The 17,583-nt window shown below is 66.4% G+C and carries 15 protein-coding genes; 4 read left to right on the top strand and 11 right to left on the bottom strand.

The genetic code is table 11. The annotated features are described in order from the left end of the window. The 10 genes from AC3FMM_RS12145 to AC3FMM_RS12100 form a co-directional block, all read right to left on the bottom strand. Complete coding sequence (locus AC3FMM_RS12145; protein WP_116314335.1) at positions 1-1,755, bottom strand: polysaccharide biosynthesis/export family protein; 1,755 nt, start codon at positions 1,753-1,755, stop codon at positions 1-3. A 3-nt stretch (positions 1,756-1,758) separates the two neighbouring features. Further along, positions 1,759-2,892, bottom strand: coding sequence for a KpsE/RkpR family capsule polysaccharide export protein (locus AC3FMM_RS12140; protein ID WP_116314334.1), 1,134 nt, complete (start codon positions 2,890-2,892; stop codon positions 1,759-1,761). Beyond that, entirely contained in the window at positions 2,889-3,551 is a 663-nt protein-coding gene (locus tag AC3FMM_RS12135) for an ABC transporter ATP-binding protein (protein WP_488686674.1), read from the bottom strand. The genes AC3FMM_RS12140 and AC3FMM_RS12135 overlap by 4 nt, the downstream gene beginning before the upstream one ends. Positions 3,552-3,616: 65 nt before the next feature. Continuing rightward, positions 3,617-4,339 carry an ABC transporter permease gene (locus AC3FMM_RS12130; RefSeq protein ID WP_488686673.1) on the bottom strand — a complete coding sequence of 241 codons (723 nt, stop codon included), beginning with the start codon at positions 4,337-4,339 and terminating at the stop codon, positions 3,617-3,619. A gap of 752 nt (positions 4,340-5,091) precedes the next feature. Next, positions 5,092-6,180, bottom strand: a complete 1,089-nt coding sequence (locus AC3FMM_RS12125; RefSeq protein ID WP_488686672.1) for an MBL fold metallo-hydrolase — start codon at positions 6,178-6,180, stop codon at positions 5,092-5,094. Between the two features lie 159 nt (positions 6,181-6,339). Continuing rightward, the gene (locus AC3FMM_RS12120; RefSeq protein ID WP_488686671.1) at positions 6,340-7,785 is read right to left on the bottom strand and encodes an FAD-binding oxidoreductase; all 1,446 of its coding nucleotides are present in this window, start codon (positions 7,783-7,785) and stop codon (positions 6,340-6,342) included. A gap of 25 nt (positions 7,786-7,810) precedes the next feature. Next, positions 7,811-8,617, bottom strand: a complete 807-nt coding sequence (gene hpaI / locus AC3FMM_RS12115; RefSeq protein ID WP_488686670.1) for a 4-hydroxy-2-oxoheptanedioate aldolase — start codon at positions 8,615-8,617, stop codon at positions 7,811-7,813. Between the two features lie 37 nt (positions 8,618-8,654). Then, a complete protein-coding gene (locus AC3FMM_RS12110) occupies positions 8,655-10,127 on the bottom strand; it encodes an NAD-dependent succinate-semialdehyde dehydrogenase (protein WP_488686669.1) in 1,473 nt (490 codons plus the stop codon). A 31-nt stretch (positions 10,128-10,158) separates the two neighbouring features. After that, positions 10,159-11,682: a UxaA family hydrolase gene (locus AC3FMM_RS12105; RefSeq protein WP_115713383.1), complete on the bottom strand. Its 1,524-nt coding sequence runs from the start codon at positions 11,680-11,682 to the stop codon at positions 10,159-10,161. Positions 11,683-11,705: 23 nt separating this feature from the next. Further along, positions 11,706-12,710: a tripartite tricarboxylate transporter substrate binding protein gene (locus tag AC3FMM_RS12100; RefSeq protein ID WP_488686668.1), complete on the bottom strand. Its 1,005-nt coding sequence runs from the start codon at positions 12,708-12,710 to the stop codon at positions 11,706-11,708. Between the two features lie 143 nt (positions 12,711-12,853). Between AC3FMM_RS12100 and AC3FMM_RS12095 the strand changes: the two genes are divergently transcribed. Further along, positions 12,854-13,789 (top strand): LysR substrate-binding domain-containing protein, encoded by a 936-nt coding sequence (locus AC3FMM_RS12095; RefSeq protein WP_115713385.1) that lies wholly within the window; start codon positions 12,854-12,856, stop codon positions 13,787-13,789. On the opposite strand, the gene AC3FMM_RS12090 is transcribed toward AC3FMM_RS12095, so the two are convergent. Further along, the gene (locus AC3FMM_RS12090) at positions 13,786-14,550 is read right to left on the bottom strand and encodes a sulfite exporter TauE/SafE family protein (protein WP_116314328.1); all 765 of its coding nucleotides are present in this window, start codon (positions 14,548-14,550) and stop codon (positions 13,786-13,788) included. The genes AC3FMM_RS12095 and AC3FMM_RS12090 overlap by 4 nt on opposite strands. A 408-nt stretch (positions 14,551-14,958) precedes the next feature. Between AC3FMM_RS12090 and AC3FMM_RS12085 the strand changes: the two genes are divergently transcribed. From AC3FMM_RS12085 to AC3FMM_RS12075, 3 genes are read left to right on the top strand one after another with little or no spacing between them, the layout of a single operon-like run. Beyond that, the gene (locus tag AC3FMM_RS12085; RefSeq protein ID WP_488686667.1) at positions 14,959-16,392 is read left to right on the top strand and encodes a cytochrome ubiquinol oxidase subunit I; all 1,434 of its coding nucleotides are present in this window, start codon (positions 14,959-14,961) and stop codon (positions 16,390-16,392) included. 4 nt (positions 16,393-16,396) lie between these two features. Next, on the top strand, positions 16,397-17,404 hold the full coding sequence (gene cydB, locus AC3FMM_RS12080; RefSeq protein ID WP_116314326.1) for a cytochrome d ubiquinol oxidase subunit II: 1,008 nt from the start codon (positions 16,397-16,399) through the stop codon (positions 17,402-17,404). Further along, positions 17,404-17,559 carry a DUF2474 domain-containing protein gene (locus AC3FMM_RS12075; RefSeq protein ID WP_115713389.1) on the top strand — a complete coding sequence of 52 codons (156 nt, stop codon included), beginning with the start codon at positions 17,404-17,406 and terminating at the stop codon, positions 17,557-17,559. The genes cydB and AC3FMM_RS12075 overlap by 1 nt, the downstream gene beginning before the upstream one ends. The last annotated feature ends 24 nt before the right edge of the window (positions 17,560-17,583 follow it).

Raw genomic sequence — 17,583 nt, 5'->3', positions numbered from 1 at the left:
TTATAGCCCCAGCACAACCTTCGCACTAATCGCAATCTGATAAAGAACTTGGAACACATCCTTGGCAAACTGCCGCGTCTTGAAATCAACCTTCGGCAGCACCATGATCTCGTCGCCAGCCTTCACCGCATCATCCTTCTTGCCATCCGAGAAACTCCCGTCCCGATGCGCAATGATGATTCGCGACGTATCCGCGTTCTGCGAGAAACCGCCCGCCTGCTGGATAAAGTCATCCAAGTCAAGGCTCTTGTCATAGGCAACGGCATTCGGGAACAGAACTTCCCCGCTGACCAGGACCAGTCCGTCCTTGACCGGCACACGCAGGATGTCCCCGTTCTCCAGCAGCAGGTCATTGCGGGTGATTGATTTCGCGATCAGCGTCTGACCTGAAGGCTCGATCTTCTTGGCGCGCTCCACCCACTGCAGCACCAGCGCGGCTTCTTCCTTGCGCAACTGGGCCTCTTCCGCCGTACCGGAACGTGCGGTCAGCACGCTCGATTCCAGGCTCTTGAGCGTGGTGCCCAGCAGCGTCTTCTGGCGCGCCTTCACGCTCTGCCGAAAGAGCTGGATGCTTTCGCCATCAGACTCCTGTGTGAAATGCACCTGGCTGAGCAGCTGACCCATGCGGCTGCCATACGGCAGCACGTATTCCTGCGGGCCGGTGTGCTCGCCTTCGACGCGGACCGTGATGGTGCCGGGGCGCTTGTCGGCGGTGAATTCGATCTCGTCGCCGTTGCGCAGGTCAATCTGGTTGCCCTGCGAGATCGGGAAGTACTCGACATTGCGCACCGTGCCGGTATTGCGCACCACGCGGACGTTGGTGGCTTCTGGCAGCGGTTTGGCCAGGCGCACGATCTGGTCCAGCCGGGCCTGTTCGCCGAGGAATTCGAAGCGCTTGGCGTTTTCCGCCAGGCCGCTGACCTTGACGGTCTTCTTGCGCGACTGGACGAAGATGACGTCGCCGTTGTTCAGTTGCCGCGAGGTCAGGTCGCCCTTGAGCAGGAAGTCATAGAGATTGACGACTTCCAGCGTCTGGTTGCCGCGCTTGATCGCGACGTCCAGGAAAGAACCGCGGTCAGGGTCGATGCCGCCGGCCTGGTCGAGGTAGCGCAGCACGCTGTCGCTGGAGGTGCCGTCGTACATGCCGGGGCGGCGGACCGCGCCGGTAACGTAGACGCGCACCGGCTGCGCGGCCAGCAGGCTGGCGTAGATCGACACCTTGCTGGCGAACACGCGTCGCAGTGCGTTGCCGACGGCGGTCTGCAGATTGCCGTTGGTGATGCCCTGCACGCGGAACGGCCCGATTTCCGGCAAAACAATGCTGCCGCCGGCGTCAACGGTCAGCACGGTATCGACGTTGTATCCGTTCCAGATGCGCAGCTGGATGCGGTCACCGACGGAGATGACATGGCTGGAATTGAAGACGGAAGCGCTGTCGCGGCTGAAGGCGCCGGTGAACAGCTGCGCGCCAAAGGCGTCGCTGGCCATGTTGGCGGTGTAGTCGTTGTTCTGCGGCGCGCTGTCTGGCAGCGGCGTGTCGGCACGTGCCGGGATGGTGGCAACGCCGCCGATCGCGCCGGGATTGCCGACCACTGCACCACTGGGCGTGGTAGCGCCCTGCGCGGCCAGCGCGGCGTATTCCATCTGGCCGACGGCCGACGACTGCGGCAGGCGCATGCCGCCCTGGGCATGCGCGCCGTGCGCGCCGGCCAAACTGGCCGCGGCGACCGCGATAGCAAGGATTCTTCGAAGCATGGATCAGTCTCGGTGGTCGCGGATGATGGCGCTGAGCAGTTGCACGACACCTGCCAGCATCAGCGTCATCAGGACGAACACCACGATGTTGTAGATTCGCCGGGGCTGGAGCGGGTACTCCGGCCGGGTCGGGCTTTGCACGACCGCTACGTTCTTGAGCTTGCGAGTGGCCTCGATGCGCGCCTTCTCCAGTGCGCCGATCGCGGTCTTGTAGATGTCGAAGGCAAACTCGGCGGCGGCTTGCAGGCGGTCGTGTTCTTCCACCACGCGGTTCAGGCCGCGGCCCTTGGTCGAGACCATGCGGCCGCGTTGCTCCGCCATCTGGCGCTCGACCGCGGCGATCTGCGCGTCGATCTGCTGGATCGCCGGCGACTGCGGCGTGAAGACGTCCTTGAGCGAGTTGCGCTTGATGTGCAGTTCGGCCAGGGTGGCCTCGGCGTTGGCGACCACGGTGGACAGGCTTTCCACCTCGCCGCGCGGCGACACCAGGCCGTTGGCATTCTGGTAGGCCACCAGCGCCTGGCGGGCTGCCTTCAGCCGCTCGCCCTGGTCATGTACCTGTTTCTCGATATAGACCACCTGTTCGCTGGCGATGCGATGCGTCATCTCGTTCATGAAGCGTTCGCCGTCGGCGACCAGCTCCTGCGCGATGGCATGCGCCATCTCGGAGGTGTAGCCCTGCACCCGGATCACGAGGACGCGCGCGAAGTCATCGTATTCGACGCTGACGCGTTTCAGGTAGTAATCATGAAAGCGCTCCAGCGAAGCATCCTCGAACCACAAGCGCGACAGCGGATCCCGGCCGCTGTCGGCGTAGTGCTTGCGCAGCCCGAGCTTGGCGTCCAGCTTCTTGAGCATGTCGGCCGACAGCAGGTACTCGCGCAGCAGCAGCAAGTCCTGTGGAGCGGTATTGCCGACCAGCAACGACGTGAAATCCGCCGCGCTGGCACCCACACCGTCGCTGCGCTCCACCACCACGCGGGCTTCGGACACATACAGGTCGGACGCGATCACGCTCCAGTACACAACGGCAAGCAGGCACGCGGCCACGGCCACTTGCCAGATCCGGTTCAGGGTGTTCACTCGTGTCAGTCGCCCGATTTGCCCTGCTGCGCCCGACGTAATCGTCTTCATCATGCTGGAATGCTGTCCCTGTACGCGTGCAGGGCCTCTTCAACGGAATCGAACCAGTGCGCCTGGCCCTGATGCAGCCAGACTGCCGACTGGCAGAAATTTTTGAGGGTGGATTCGCTGTGCGAGACCATCACCAGGCCTGCACGGCCGGCGAGGTCCTCGAAGGCCTTCTGCGACTTGCGCTTGAACGCTGCGTCGCCGACGGCCGTCAGTTCATCCACCAGGTAAGTATCGAAATCGAAGGCGAGCGACATGGCGAATGCCAGCCGCGAGCGCATGCCCGACGAATAGGCCTTGACCGGATCCTCGAAGGCGTCGTGCAGCTCCGAGAACTCGCGCACAAACTCGAGCTTCTCCGCCAGCGCGCCGTGGATGCCGTGGATGCGGCAGACGAACTTGGTGTTCTGGCGCCCGCTCAGCGAGCCCTGGAATCCGCCGCTCAGGCCCAGAGGCCACGACACGCGGCAATTGCGGACGATGCTGCCACGGTTGGGCTGGTCGATGCCGCCCACCAGCCGCAGCAGGGTCGACTTGCCCGCGCCGTTCGCGCCGATCAGCGCCACCCGGCTCTTCTGCGGAATGCGGAGCGTCACGCCCTGCAGCACCCACTTCGAGCCGTGGGTGGTGCGGTAGCGCTTGTGGACATCGGTGATCTCGATCATTGCGCGGTCAGCCGGGTTGCGTACCGCATATGCATGGCCAGGCCAAGGAACACCGTGGCCAGCGCTCAGAAGGCCAGGTAGCCCAGGCTGATATGCGCTTCGCCGTGGTAGGCGGCAAACCAGCCGCTGCGCATCGCTTCCAGGCCGTGCGTGATCGGGTTGACCAGCACCACTTCGCGCATGGCCCGCGGCATGCTCGAGACCGAATACATGACCGCGGAAAGAAAGTAGAGCGGCGTGAAGACGATGCGTACGAGCTTGCCCAGGCCTGGCAGCAGCGTGCCGATGACAGAGAACATCAAGCCCAGGCCCAGTCCGAACGCCCACAGCAGGAACGCCGACCACATGACAAGCAGCGGATCGGCGGGCCGCACATCGATGTCGAGCAGCGCCAGGGCGGCCAGCAGCACGGCCCCGACAATGACATACAAGAAGGCCTCGACCGTGGCGCGTACCAGCACCGTGTCGACCGGCTGTACCTGCCGGTACGAGAACAAGGCCTGGTTGGCGTTGATGGCTTCCATGCCCCGTTGCGCGATATTGCGCAGCAGGAAGAAGCCCCACACCCCGACGAGGATGAACATTTCGATGTTCGCATCCCGCCTGACCTGGTGTCTGACCACGCCGAATACCACCATCAGGAAAATGATGTGTGTCGCCGGCTCAAGCAGGATCCAGATCCAGGCCGCGCGCGGTGCGGCCACACGGGCACTTGCCTCGCGAAGGAACAGTGCTTGCCAGACGGACAGTGCGATGGAGACGTCCGACCGGACTGGAGTCCGGTTCATTGCGGGACGACATTACGGCGAGGAATACCACAGCGGCCGCAGATCCCCATGGTGACGTCCTTATGAGAGCCACGTGGGGCAATAGCAATGCCATGGATGAACGTGATCCGGGCAATGTCCACGGCGCAACCAAGGATATCGGGGGTACAGCGAAGCGATCGAATTGCCATGCGGCCATCCGCCACGCGCGTGTCACTGTTGCCGTCTATTGCGCTCATTGTTGGATTGTCGTGCAGGAGGTGAAGGCCGCTCGCCATTTTTGCGAAGCATTTATATTAGCGCGCCATAGTAAGCGGCACGAACACCGCTCACAATATCCAACACAAAAATCAGAATTGCCTTAAAAACTCAGTTGCATTCCCAGCACAATCGCGGCATCGGAGTCGCGGGAACGAAGGCATTTCACGCATTCCAGTGAACCAAAGTCCCCTAGTTCTTCCTCGCTTTGAATGCAAAAGGGAAAATCAAATCGCGGAAAAAATGCTTTGCTTTGCGCCGCCTCAAGGTTTTTTAAAATACTTCAAGCGCTTATAGAATTCCGGCCTGTCACGCCTTGCCCTCGAGGTATTCCCCTACCCTGCCAAGGTGAATATCACCCCCAGCATCCGCCGTTTTCGCACAGTGGCCGACCGCATCCATGCGGATCGTTCCCGCACATCAATCGAATCGCGCCATGGGTTGCACCCTCCGCCTGGGGCGGCGCAGGGCATGTAGGATCAGGTTGGGGAGCTTCTGGACTCGCCGCTATGAGGTCAAGCCATCCGGTACCAATAGCATCCGTCTGCCCCAACCTCCCGCACCGCCTCCCCCCGCGCCAGCAAGTAATTCAAATGTGCAACACTCTCCCCCGTCGCCATCCCCAGCAGCCCGCCACTCCCCGTAATCGGCCGCGAGAACAATTCCCCAAACACATCCACCGCCCGCCTGGGTTCAGCCAGCGCCCCGCGCAGCCGGTCCAGCGCCTGCATCTGGCTGGCGCGCAGATAGTCGATCCGCGCATGCAGGCCGCGGAACGGTTCGTTGTGCGCCGGCAGCACCAGCACGTCGTCCGGCACGGCGGCGCGGACCTTGTCGAGCGAGGCTAGCCAGTCGGCCATCGGGTCGGCGTCGGGTTCGGTCGGGAACACGGATACGTTGGACGAGATGCGCGGCAGCACCTGGTCGCCAGATACCAGCAGCTTCAGCGCCGGGCAGTACAGGCAGGCATGTTCGGGGGAATGGCCGGTGCCGACGATGACCTGCCAGTCGTGTGCGCCGATGCGGACGGTATCGCCGTCGGACAGCCGGCGGAAGCTCTCGGGCAAGGCATGCACATATTTGCCGAAGCCACCGAAGCGGGTGCGGTACACCTCGATCGCCTCGTCGTCCCAGCCGGCCTTGCGATAGAACGCGATGGCGTCGTCAGGCGCGGCGCGGCCGGTGTCGGCGGCAAGCACGCGGCACATCAGGTATTCGAGCCGCGTCATCCACAGCTGGCAGTCGAACTTGCCGGTCAGCCAGCCGGCCATGCCGATGTGGTCGGGATGCATATGGGTGACGAACAGGCGGGTCAACCCGCCGTCCAGGGCGCCGCCTTCGGCGAACAGCGCGCGCCAGGCCTGAGCGGTTTCCGGGGTCTGCAGGCCGGCATCGACCGCTGCCCAGCCGCTGCCGTCGCGGATCGCCCACAGGTTGATATGGTTCAGGCCGAGCGGCATCGGCATGCGCAGCCACAGTACGCCGGGTGCGACTTCGCGCGCACGGCCGGGTTCGGGGGCGTCACCGCAGGGGTAGTCGAGTTCGGGCTTTTCGAGGGAGATGGGGGCAGCTGCGAGCGCGATGTCGGGGGATTGGGCGGTCATCGGTGTCTGGGCCGGTGGGCCGGCCGTGCTGTGCGCCGTGGCCGCGGGCAGCGATGCCCCGGCCCGGCTGCGTTCTGGATAGCTGACACCTTAGCCCAGATGGGCGATTCCTGCTACGCGCGCCCTGCCCCGCGTTGCGCCGCTTGCCACGCCACTAAGCTAGCGCCCCGGGGCCGGCAGCACCTTGCCCGGGTTGAGCAGGTTCAGCGGATCCAGTGCCTGCTTCACCTGCCACATCAGTTCCAGTTCCACCTGCGACTTGTAGCGCATCAGGTCGTCGCGCTTGGCCACGCCGATGCCGTGCTCGGCGGAGATCGAGCCGTTTTCCGCGTGGGCCATGCCGTCAACCAGCGCGGAGAGCGGTTCATACCATTGCGCCAGGAAGTCCCGCGCGGGCTGGTCCTTGGGCCGCAGCGGATTGAAGTGGACGTTGCCGTCGCCCATATGGCCGTAGATCACCATGCGGGCATCGGGCACCAGTTGCAGCACCCTGACCGATGCCTCTTCCACGAACGCCGCGATGCGCGACAGCGGCACCGAGACATCGCACTTGATGCTGCCACCGGTGCGGGTCTGCGCGTCGGAAATCTCTTCACGGATGCGCCAGAAGGTCTGCGCGTCGGACAGGCTGGCGGCCACCGCGGCGTCCTGCACCAGGCCCTGGCTGAAGCCCGATTCGAGGATCTCCATCAGCGTGGCGTTGAGGCTTTCGGCATCGCTGCCGGAGGTCAGCTCGACCAGCACCATCCAGTCGTGCCGCTCCTGCAGCGGCGAGGCGACGTTGCCGAGGTATTCCAGCACCAGGTCCAGCGCCGGCCGGGAGACCAGTTCGAACGCGGTCACGGCCTGGCCTGACAGGCGCTTCGCCTCACCGAGCAGCGCGACGGCAGCAGCGGGATCCGGCACCGCGACGAAGGCCACGGCGCTGCTGCGCGGCTGGGGCATCAGCTTGAGCACGGCGCCGGTAATGATGCCGAGCGTGCCTTCCGCGCCGACGAACAGCTGCTTCAGGTCGTAGCCGGTGTTGTCCTTGCGCAGGCCGCGCAGCGACGAATAGATGCGGCCATCGGGCAGCACCACCTCCAGGCCCAGCACCAGGTCGCGCATATTGCCGTAGCGCAGCACCGCGGTGCCGCCCGCATTGGTCGACAGGTTACCGCCGATCTGGCACGACCCTTCCGAGCCGATACGCAGCGGAAACAGGCGCTGCTGCGCCTCGGCGGCGCTGCGGGCCGCACTCAGCGTGACGCCGGCCTGCACGGTCATGGTGTCGTTGACCGGGTCGATGCCCAGCACGCGGTTCATGCGGCTCAGGTTGACGACCACGGCGGTGCCGCTGTCATCCGGCACGGCGCCGCCCATCAATGAGGTATTGCCGCCCTGCGGCACCACCGGCACGCGCTGCGCATGGCACCACTGCAGCACGCGACTGACTTCCTCCGTCGAAGCCGGCAGCACCACCACCTGGGCCTGGCCGCGATAGATGCCGCGATAGTCGGTGACGTAGGCTTGCGTATCGGCGTCGCCGCTGCGGCAGGCGTGGGCGCCGACAATGGCCTGCATCGCGCGCAAGGTGGTGTCTGGGGTCGGTAGCTCGGCGGTCATGGCGATAAGGCGAAGAAAAGTCGGGTCAGTACGCGGCGGAAGGCTTGCTGGCAGCAGCGTCCGCCTGCGGCTCGCGGAACGAAGCGGCAAGCTTGCGCGCGGCATTGGCGTACAACACCACGTCCACGCCCGTGGCCACGAAGGTGCAGCCCAGGTCGAGGTAGCGGCGCGCGAGCACCGGGTCTGACGTCAGCGTACCGGCGGCCTTGCCGCTGGCGATGATGGTGCGCATTGCGCCTTCGATGGCGGCCTGCACGTCGGCATGGCCGGGGCGGCCGCGGTGGCCCATCGAGGCAGCCAGGTCGGCCGGCCCGATGAAGACGCCGTCGACGCCGTCCACCGCGCAGATCGCTTCCAGGTTCTGCAGCGCGGTGACGGTTTCGGCCTGCACCAGCAGGCAGATTTCGTCGTCGGCCACATCGAGGTAGTCGCTGCGCGCGCTCCACTGCGATGCGCGCGCAATGGCGCTGCCCACGCCGCGGATGCCATTGGGCGGGTAGCGCGTGGCACTGACCAGCGCGCGCGCCTGCTCCGCGGTATCCACCATCGGCACCAGCAGGCTGCGCGCGCCGATATCCAGCAGTTGCTTGATCAGCGGCACTTCGCCGGCCACGGCGCGCACCACGGGCTGGACCGGATACGCCGCCACGGCCTGCAGCGCGTGCAGCGTCGAGCGCAGGTCGTTGGGCGCGTGCTCGCCGTCGATCAGCAGCCAGTCAAAGCCTGCGGTGGCCGAGACTTCGGCCAGGTACGGTGTCGCCATCGACAGCCACAGGCCGATCTGCGCCTGGCGCGCGGCCAGTGCGGTCTTGAAGGGATTGATTGCGGGCATGGGGATTTCCTGGTGCGAAGAGGATGCGCCGGGCGCTTCAGCCTAGCAGGCCCTGGCAAAGGTACTTGGTATGCATGTAGTCGTCCAGCCCGTGGCGCGAGCCTTCGCGCCCGTAGCCGGATTCCTTGACGCCGCCGAAGGGCGCCGCCTCGGCCGCGATCGCGCCCTCGTTGATGCCGACCATGCCGGTCTCCAGCGCCTGCGCCACGCGCCAGATGCGGCGGATGTCGCTGGAGTAGAAATAGGCGGCCAGGCCGAACGGGGTGTCGTTGGCGTCGCGGATCACCTCGGCTTCGTCGCGGAAGCGGAAGATCGGCGCGACCGGGCCGAAGGTCTCTTCGCACGACAGTTCCATCGCCGGCGTGGCATCGACCAGCACCGTCGGCGCGTAGTAGTGCGGGCCGTCGGCCCTGCGCACGCGCTTGCCGCCGGTGACCACGCGCGCGCCCCTGGCGACCGCGTCCTCGACATGGCGCGCAATCTTGTCGACGGCGCGCGCATTGATCATCGGGCCGATCTGTGCGGCGTCCTCGGTGGCGGGGCCGACATGGAGCGCGCCGACGCGCTGCGCCAGGCGTTCGACGAAGGCGTCGTGCACGGCGTCGTGCACGTAGACGCGGTTCGGGCACACGCAGGTCTGCCCGCCATTGCGGAACTTGGATGCCATCAGGCCATCGACCGCGGCATCGAGGTCGGCATCGTCGAAGACGATGAACGGCGCGTTGCCGCCCAGTTCCAGCGAGAGCTTCTTCAGCGTCGCCGCGGATTCTCGCGCCAGGTGCTTGCCGACCGGCGTGGAGCCGGTGAATGTGACCTTGCGCACGCGGCTGTCTGCCAGCCAGGCGTCGACCACGCCGGGCGTGTGCTCGCGCGAGGCCGTGACGATGTTGATCACGCCCGCCGGCACGCCGGCCAGCTGTGCCAGCCATGCCAGCGCCAGCGCCGTCAGCGGCGTGTCTTCCGCGGGCTTGGCCACGACCGTGCAGCCGGCTGCCAGCGCGGGCGCGATCTTGCGGGCGATCATCGCCAGCGGGAAGTTCCATGGCGTGATGGCCGCGACCACGCCTACCGGCTCCTTCAGCACCAGCAGCTTGCGGCCCGGCACGGCCTCGGCGACGATGTCGCCGCAGATGCGCGTGGCTTCCTCGGCAAACCACTCCACGTACGAGGCGCCGTACTGCACCTCGCCGCGCGCCTCCTTCAGCGGCTTGCCCTGTTCGGTCGAAATGATGCGCGCCAGGTCTTCCTGGTGGTCAAGGATCAGCGCATGCCAGCGCTTGAGCAATTGCGCGCGTTCGCGCGCGGGCCGGCGGCTCCATGCCGGGAACGCCGCCGCCGCGGCGTCGGCGGCAAGGCGGGCGTCGCCGGCATCGCTGTCGGCCACGTTGGCAAAGGCCTCGGCGGTGGCCGGATCGGTCACGGCAAGGCGCGCGCCCAGGCCGGCATCGCGCCACTGGCCTTCGATCAGGTTCTGGCTGCGCAGCAGCGTGGGCTCGGAAAGCTTCAGCATCGATGTCTGTGGAAAGAGATTGGTGGCGCGCTCAACTAACGATGCCGAGGTGCCAGGGCACGAACTCGTTGTCGCCAAGGCCGAGCAGCTCGCTCTTGGTCGGCTCGCCCGAGGCAGCGCGCAGGATGTGTTCGAAAATCCGCTGGCCCATCTGCGGCACGCTCAGTTCGCCGTCGAGCACCAGGCCGCAGTTGATGTCCATGTCTTCTTCAAGCCGGTGGTACATCGGGGAATTCGAGGCCAGCTTGATCGTCGGCGCCGGCTTGGAGCCGAACATCGAGCCGCGCCCGGTGGTAAAGCAGATCAGGTTGGCGCCGCTGGCGATCTGGCCAGTGACGGCGACCGGGTCATAGCCGGGCGAATCCATGAATACAAAGCCGGCCCGGTCGATCGGCTCGGCATACTCATAGACCGCCTGCAGCGGCGTGGTGCCGCCCTTCATGGCCGAGCCCAGCGACTTCTCGAAGATATTGGCCAGGCCGCCCTGCTGGTTGCCGTGGCCGACCACGCCGTTGAACTGCGCGTTATGGCCCGCCGTGTAGCGCTCCCACCAGGCAAGCCGGTCCAGCAGTTTCTGGCCGACTTCCGGCGTGACCGCGCGGCGCGTCAGCATGAATTCCACGCCGTGGATCTCCGGGGTCTCGGACAGGATCGCGGTGCCGCCATGGCGCACCAGGATATCCATGGCCGCACCCAGCGCGGGGTTGGCGCTGATCCCGGAAAAACCATCCGAACCGCCGCACTCCAGCCCTATCTTCAGGTGGCTGGCGGGCACGGGCTGGCGCACCGCGGCGTTGGCCGCCGGCAGCATCGATTCGATGGCGCGGATGCCGGCCGCGATGGTGGCGCGCGTGCCGCCGGTATCCTGCATCACCAGCGTATGCACCGCGGGCCCCGGCTCCAGGCCTTGCGATGCCACCAGCGAGTCCACCTGGTTGCGCTCGCAGCCCAGCCCCACGATCAGCACGCCGGCCAGGTTGGGATGGCGCGCATAGCCGGCCAGCGTGCGGCGCAGCACGTCGAAATGCTCGCTGGGCGACGACATGCCGCAGCCGCTGGTCTGCGCAAAGGCGACCACGCCATCGACATTCGGAAAATCGGCCAGCCGCTGCGGCGTAAAATGCGCCGCAATCTGGCGGATCACGGTGGACGAGCAATTGACCGACGACAGGATGCCGATGAAGTTGCGCGTGCCGACGCGGCCATCCGCGCGCACAAAGCCGTTGAAGGTGGCGCGCTGCGCCTGCGGCACGTAGTCGACCGGTCGCACGTCCTGGCAGAAAGCCGGATCGCGATAGAAGTCGACCAGCGTCAGGTTGTGCGCATGCACGTGGTCGCCCGGCGCGATATCGCGCGCGGCCACGCCGATGACGGTGTCGAACTTGCGCACCGGCGTGCCGGCCGCGATGGCGCAGGCGGCGATCTTGTGGCCGGCCGGCACCTGCGCGCGCACGCGCATGGCGGGATCGGCCAGCTGCTGGCCCAGGCCGAGGTCGCTGCGTGCGACCAGCACGTTATCGTTCGGGTGCAGCCGGATGACGGGATTGGAGTTCACTGGGTCTTGGGCTTCTCGGGCCATCAGCTTTGCTGCAGCAGTTCTTTCAGCTTGAGGCGCTGGATCAGCTGGGTTTCCTGTTCATAGACGCTGGCGACGTACTTCTTGTAGTCGGGCCCATCCAGGTACATCACGGGCGCGTCCAGCCGCGCCGCGACCTGCCTGAACTCATTGCTGGCGACCGCGGCGCGGAAGGCGTCGCGTAGCTTTTTCTCGACGGCAGGCGGCAGGCCCTTGGGCGCGCCGATGCCGTTGGGGGCTTCCACCACCACGTTGTAGCCCAGCCCCTTGAGCGTGGGCGTGTCCTTGAAGCGGGTCGCGCGCTGTTCGCCCCAGGTCGCCAGCAACCGCAGCTTTCCGGCTTCGACATGCGGCGCCCATGAGCTGGAATCGGCCAGCAGCTCCACCTGCCCGGCCAGCACGTCCTGCAACGCGGCCGCGCCGCCCTTGTAGGCGATGGCATTGAACTGGATGCCCGCGGCCAGCGCGAACTGCTCCATGCCGACATGGGTGGCGCCGCCGATGCCGGCGTGCGCATAGGTGATCTTGCCGGGGGTGGCCTTGGCCGCGGCAACCACATCCTGCAGCGTCTTGTAGCGCGAGTTGGCCGGCACCGCGATGCCGAAGGTCTGACCCGAGGTGCGTGCCAGATAGGTCAGCTCGGTGCGCGGGTCCAGTTGCAGCATGCCGAGCTGGGAGAACCGGGTGACCGAGATCGGGATCTGGCCGATGGTATAGCCGTCCGGATTGGCGCGCGCCAGCGCCTTGGTGCCGATCATGCCGGACGCGCCGGCGCGGTTCTCCACCACGATCGACTGCTTGAGGATGCCGCCGGCCACCTGACACAGCGCGCGCATCGACTGGTCGGCGGTACCGCCGACCGGCCACGGGCAGATAAAGGTGATGGGACGCTCGGGGTACTGGTCGGCCAACGCGCGCGTGGCGGGCAACAGTACGCCGGCGGCACCCGCGGCGGCTCCGATGAGCAGGCGGCGGCGCTTGGCATCGATGGGGAATGCTTGAGTCATTTGCGGGTGTCTCCGATGTTTTGATTATCGGCGCGGCCGGCGCTGCCGGCCTCGTCATGCCCGCATTCTGTCGGCGCCCAGCATAACAATCCAATCGCAAATTGGCATTGCTTCATAACCTTCTGGTTAGCTAGACTGCGGGCATGGTACAGATCGATCGCGCGTTGCGCTCCAATATCAAGCTGCGCCACCTGCAACTGCTGGTGGCGCTCGACGAGTTCCGCCATCTCGGGCGCACCGCGGAGTTCCTGTCGGTGAGCCAGCCGGCGGTGTCCAAGGTGCTGACCGAGGTCGAGAAGATGCTGGGGCTGACGCTGTTCACGCGCTCCACGCGCGGCACCGAGCCCACGCCCGCCGGTGAATCGCTGGTTCGCTTTGCACGCTCGGTGCTGGCGCAATACGAACAGACGCGCGACGAGATTGCCGCGGTGCAGAGCGGCGCTTCCGGGCGCATCCGCGTGGGCTCGATGGGTGCGGCACTGCCGGTGCTGCTGGCGCAGGCGGTAGGCGCGCTCAAGCAGCGCCACGCGCATGCCACCGTGCTGGTCGAGGAAGGCGACCTGACCCACTTGCTGCCCAAGCTGCGCCTGCGCGAGCTGGACCTGATCGTGGGCCGGCTGGAGCCCGGCTATGCCGCGCCGGACCTGCTGACCGAAGCGCTTTATGAAGAGCGCATGGTGGTCGTGGTGCGGCGCGGCCACAAGCTGGCACGCAAGACACGGCCAGGCTGGGCCGATCTCGCCGCGATGCCGTGCGTGCTGCCGCCGCCGTGGGCCTCGTTGCGGGTGAAGATCGAGCAAGCCTTCTTCCGCCACGGCCTGCATCCGCCGCAGGACGTGATTGAGACCTCCTCGTACCTGGCCCAGGCCACCTTCATCGACCAGCGCGGGGCCGCCGCCTTCATGGCCGCATCGGTCGCCATGGCGATGCAGCAGGAAGGCCGGCTGCAGGTACTGAAGATGGAGGTGCCGGTCGACCTGCCACCGGTGGGCATCATCACGTTGCGCGAACGCGCGCCATCGATCGGCACCGACCAGTTGGTGGCGTGCCTGCGCCAGGCGGCTCCGGCGAAGCCCTAGCCCCCACCACGCGCCACCAGCACCGGCACCGAAGTAATCAGCAGCGCCACGCCCGACACAGTCAGCAGCGACAACACGATCTTGCGGAACGTGGCCTCGCTGATACCAAGGTAAAGCCGGGTGCCTAGCAGCGTGGGCACCAGCATCGCCGGCGCCACCACCAGGAACATGGGCAGCATGTCGCGCGTGACGATGCCCTTGCCGACATAGGCGGCCATGGTCATGGCCAGCGTGGCGAGGTTGAAGTTCTGGATCACGGCGCGCTGCTCGTCCTTGTCGAAGCCGCGCAGCGTGCACCACAGCGTGGGAATCACGCCGGTAAAGCCGCCGATGCCGCCCATCACGCCGCCAGCGGCGCCGGCCATGCCGTCGGCCACGCGCCCGCCCACGCCGATATGCGGCAGCCGCCGGGCCATCAGCATCACCGGGCACCACAGCGTCAGGAAGGTGCCCAGCACCGCCTTGAACCACTGCGCATCGAGCAGCGGCAGCACCGCCACGCCCAGCGGGATGCCGGCCACGCCGCCGGCAACGAACGGCCACAGGCGCCGCCACGACAGGCCGCGCCGCACCGACGCGGCCGCCAGCAACTGACCCGTGAGCGCACCGAACACCGTCATCGCCGCAGCCAGCCGCGGCTCGATGGCCCAGGCCCAGAACGACATCGCCACCATGCCGAAGGCAAAGCCGGACAGGCCCTGGACGAAACCGGCCACGGCGGCGCCGGCAATGACGATCAGCAAGGTGGAATCGAAAGGCACGGGGAAGGACGCTAGAGGCGGACGATGCAGGGCGCATAACTATGCACTTCCCTGCCCGCGTTGTCAGCCCTCATCCCTGTTGCAACGCGCCAATCTGATATGGTGTTTTTACCCGGACTTGATTCTGTTCCGCCTGCCGTGGGTCCGCTACGATCTTCGCATCGGCAACGGCCTGCGCGGCGCAACGACGGTCGCGCGCCCCGAAGGTGCGGCGATATGTCGCCCGGCTGCCACCGGGCCTGACGCTGCCCTTTGCTGCGCGCGCGGCGTACACTACGCTTACCGCACGCGCCTGCGCCCCCGCGCCCCCGGCGCGCTCCTGCCCACGGGTCGAACTGCCAGGGACTCTCCAAGGCGGTCCGCATCCGTCCAGGGCATGCGCCAGGCCAGCGCCACGGAGAACACGACATGTTTGGTTTGACCGCGCTCGACCTCGCCCGCATCCAGTTTGGCTTCACCATTTCCTTCCACATCGTCTTTCCCGCGATCACCATTGGCCTGGCCGCCTACCTGGCGGTGCTCGAGGGCTGCTGGCTGCGCACGCAACGGCCGCTGTACCGCGACCTCTACCACTTCTGGTCCAAGATCTTCGCCGTCAACTTCGGCATGGGGGTGGTTTCCGGCCTGGTGATGGCTTACCAGTTCGGCACCAACTGGAGCTTTTTCTCCGAGTTTGCCGGCAGCATTACCGGACCGCTGCTGACTTATGAAGTGCTGACCGCCTTCTTTCTGGAAGCGGGTTTCCTCGGCGTGATGCTGTTCGGCTGGAACCGGGTCGGCCCGGGGCTGCATTTCTTTTCCACGGTGATGGTGGCGCTGGGCACGCTGATCTCGGCCACGTGGATCCTGGCCTCCAACAGCTGGATGCAGACACCAGCGGGCTTCGATATCATCGACGGCCGCGTGGTGCCCACCGACTGGTTCGCCGTCATCTTCAATCCGTCGTTCCCGTACCGCCTGGCGCATATGAGCGTGGCGGCGTTCCTGGCCACGGCGCTGTTTGTCGGCGCGTCCGCGGCCTGGCACCTGCTGCGCGGGCGGGACAATCCGGCCATCCGCAAGATGCTGTCGATGGCGATGTGGATGCTGCTGATCGTTGCACCGATCCAGGCGGTGATCGGCGACTTCCACGGCCTCAATACGCTCAAGCACCAGCCCGCCAAGATTGCCGCACTGGAGGGGCATTGGGAAAACAAGGGCAACGAGGCCCTGCCGCTGCTGCTGTTCGGCTGGCCCGACATGGAGCGCGAAGAAACCCGCTTTGCGGTCGAAGTGCCGCACCTGGGCAGCCTGATCCTGACCCACAGCTGGGACGGGCAGATCCAGGGCCTGAAGGAGTTCGCGCCGGAGGACCGGCCCAATGCCACGATCCTGTTCTGGTCGTTCCGGGTGATGGTGGGCCTGGGGCTGCTGATGATCCTGCTGGGCGTATGGAGCCTGATATTGCGGCGCCGCGACCGTATCTACCGCGTACGTCCGTTCCTGCATATGGCCTTGTGGATGGGGCCCGCAGGCGTGATCGCCATCCTGGCCGGCTGGTACACCACCGAGATCGGTCGCCAGCCTTGGGTGGTGTACGGGCTGCAGCGCACCGCGGATGCGGTGTCGCCGCACGGCGTGCCGGAGCTGGCGGCGACCCTGGCGATCTTCGTGGTCGCGTACTTCTTCGTGTTCGGCGTCGGCATCGCCTACATGATGCGGCTGGTGCGCAAGGGCCCGCTGCTGGAAGAGCCCAAGCCGCATGGCGGCCCTGGCCGCGAGCATACGCCGGCACGCCCCCTGTCGGCCGTGGATGACGATGAAGTGCTCGCCCCCACCCCCACCGCAAGCACCCGGAGCTGACACCATGGGCATCGATCTCTCGCTTCTCTGGATCGTCATCATCTTCTTCGGCGTGATGATGTACGTGGTGATGGACGGGTTCGACCTGGGCATCGGCATGCTGTACCCGTTCGTGCCCGACCGGCATGACCGCGACGTGATGATGAACACCGTCGCGCCGGTCTGGGACGGCAACGAAACTTGGCTGGTGCTGGGCGGCGCGGGGCTGCTGGCCGCGTTCCCGCTGGCGTATTCGGTGGTGCTGAGCGCGCTCTACCTGCCGTTGATGCTGATGCTGCTGGGCCTGATCTTCCGCGGCGTGGCGTTCGAGTTCCGCTTCAAGGCCAATGACCGCGAGCGCCCGGTGTGGGACGCCGCCTTCATCCTCGGCTCGGCCACCGCCACGTTCTTCCAGGGCGTGGCGCTGGGCGCCTATATCGACGGCATCAAGATGGAGGGCCACCGCTTTGCCGGCGGCCCGCTCGACTGGCTGGCGCCGTTCCCGCTGTTCTGCGGCGTGGGCCTGATCGTGGCCTATACCGTGTTGGGCAGCACCTGGCTGATCATGAAGACCGAGGGCGACCTGCAGCAGCGCATGATCCGCCTGACCGGCACGCTGGCGTGGCTGCTGCTGGCGGTGATCGCCGTGATCAGCCTGTGGACGCCGCTGACCCATCCCGAGATTGCGGAGCGCTGGTTCAGCCTGCCCAACCTGTTCTGGTTCTCGCCGGTGCCGATCCTGGTGGCGCTGTGCATGGTCATGCTGATGCGCGCGCTGCGGCGCGAGCCCGATATCTCGCCCTTCCTGTATGCGCTGGGCCTGGTGTTCCTGGGCTACAGCGGGCTGGCGATCAGCGTCTGGCCCAATATCATCCCGCCCGGGATCTCGATCTGGGAGGCCGCGGGCCCGCCGCAAAGCCAGGGCTTCGCGCTGGTGGGCGCGCTCTTCATCGTGCCCTTCATCCTGATGTACACGGTGTGGGCCTACTACGTGTTCCGCGGCAAGGTCCGCCACGGCGAGGGCTATCACTGATGGGCGCGCCGCACACGGACAGCGGCACCCGCACCGGCACCTGGCTGCGCCGCGTCGGCTGGCTGGTGCTGATCTGGGCCGCGAGCGTGGCAGCGCTGGGCGTGGCCGCGTGGGTGCTGCGGCTGATCATGCGAGGCGTCGGCTTCCACAGCTGACGCCCCGCGCACCGCTGAATGGGC

This window comes from Cupriavidus sp. 207A1, assembly GCF_057798955.1.
The sequence above is the reverse complement of the archived record's forward strand: the minus strand, read 5'-3'. Positions and strand labels throughout refer to the sequence as shown.

What these genes read in the sequence shown, in the direction of transcription:
- AC3FMM_RS12100 (WP_488686668.1), bottom strand. Translation starts at nt 12,710, where the DNA reads ATGACTCAAGCATTCCCCATCGATGCCAAGCGCCGCCGCCTGCTCATC.
- cydB (WP_116314326.1), top strand. Translation starts at nt 16,397, where the DNA reads ATGGGCATCGATCTCTCGCTTCTCTGGATCGTCATCATCTTCTTCGGC.
- AC3FMM_RS12110 (WP_488686669.1), bottom strand. Translation starts at nt 10,127, where the DNA reads ATGCTGAAGCTTTCCGAGCCCACGCTGCTGCGCAGCCAGAACCTGATC.
- hpaI (WP_488686670.1), bottom strand. Translation starts at nt 8,617, where the DNA reads ATGCCCGCAATCAATCCCTTCAAGACCGCACTGGCCGCGCGCCAGGCG.
- AC3FMM_RS12120 (WP_488686671.1), bottom strand. Translation starts at nt 7,785, where the DNA reads ATGACCGCCGAGCTACCGACCCCAGACACCACCTTGCGCGCGATGCAG.
- AC3FMM_RS12075 (WP_115713389.1), top strand. Translation starts at nt 17,404, where the DNA reads ATGGGCGCGCCGCACACGGACAGCGGCACCCGCACCGGCACCTGGCTG.
- AC3FMM_RS12140 (WP_116314334.1), bottom strand. Translation starts at nt 2,892, where the DNA reads ATGATGAAGACGATTACGTCGGGCGCAGCAGGGCAAATCGGGCGACTG.
- AC3FMM_RS12095 (WP_115713385.1), top strand. Translation starts at nt 12,854, where the DNA reads ATGGTACAGATCGATCGCGCGTTGCGCTCCAATATCAAGCTGCGCCAC.
- AC3FMM_RS12125 (WP_488686672.1), bottom strand. Translation starts at nt 6,180, where the DNA reads ATGACCGCCCAATCCCCCGACATCGCGCTCGCAGCTGCCCCCATCTCC.
- AC3FMM_RS12130 (WP_488686673.1), bottom strand. Translation starts at nt 4,339, where the DNA reads ATGAACCGGACTCCAGTCCGGTCGGACGTCTCCATCGCACTGTCCGTC.
- AC3FMM_RS12145 (WP_116314335.1), bottom strand. Translation starts at nt 1,755, where the DNA reads ATGCTTCGAAGAATCCTTGCTATCGCGGTCGCCGCGGCCAGTTTGGCC.
- AC3FMM_RS12085 (WP_488686667.1), top strand. Translation starts at nt 14,959, where the DNA reads ATGTTTGGTTTGACCGCGCTCGACCTCGCCCGCATCCAGTTTGGCTTC.
- AC3FMM_RS12135 (WP_488686674.1), bottom strand. Translation starts at nt 3,551, where the DNA reads ATGATCGAGATCACCGATGTCCACAAGCGCTACCGCACCACCCACGGC.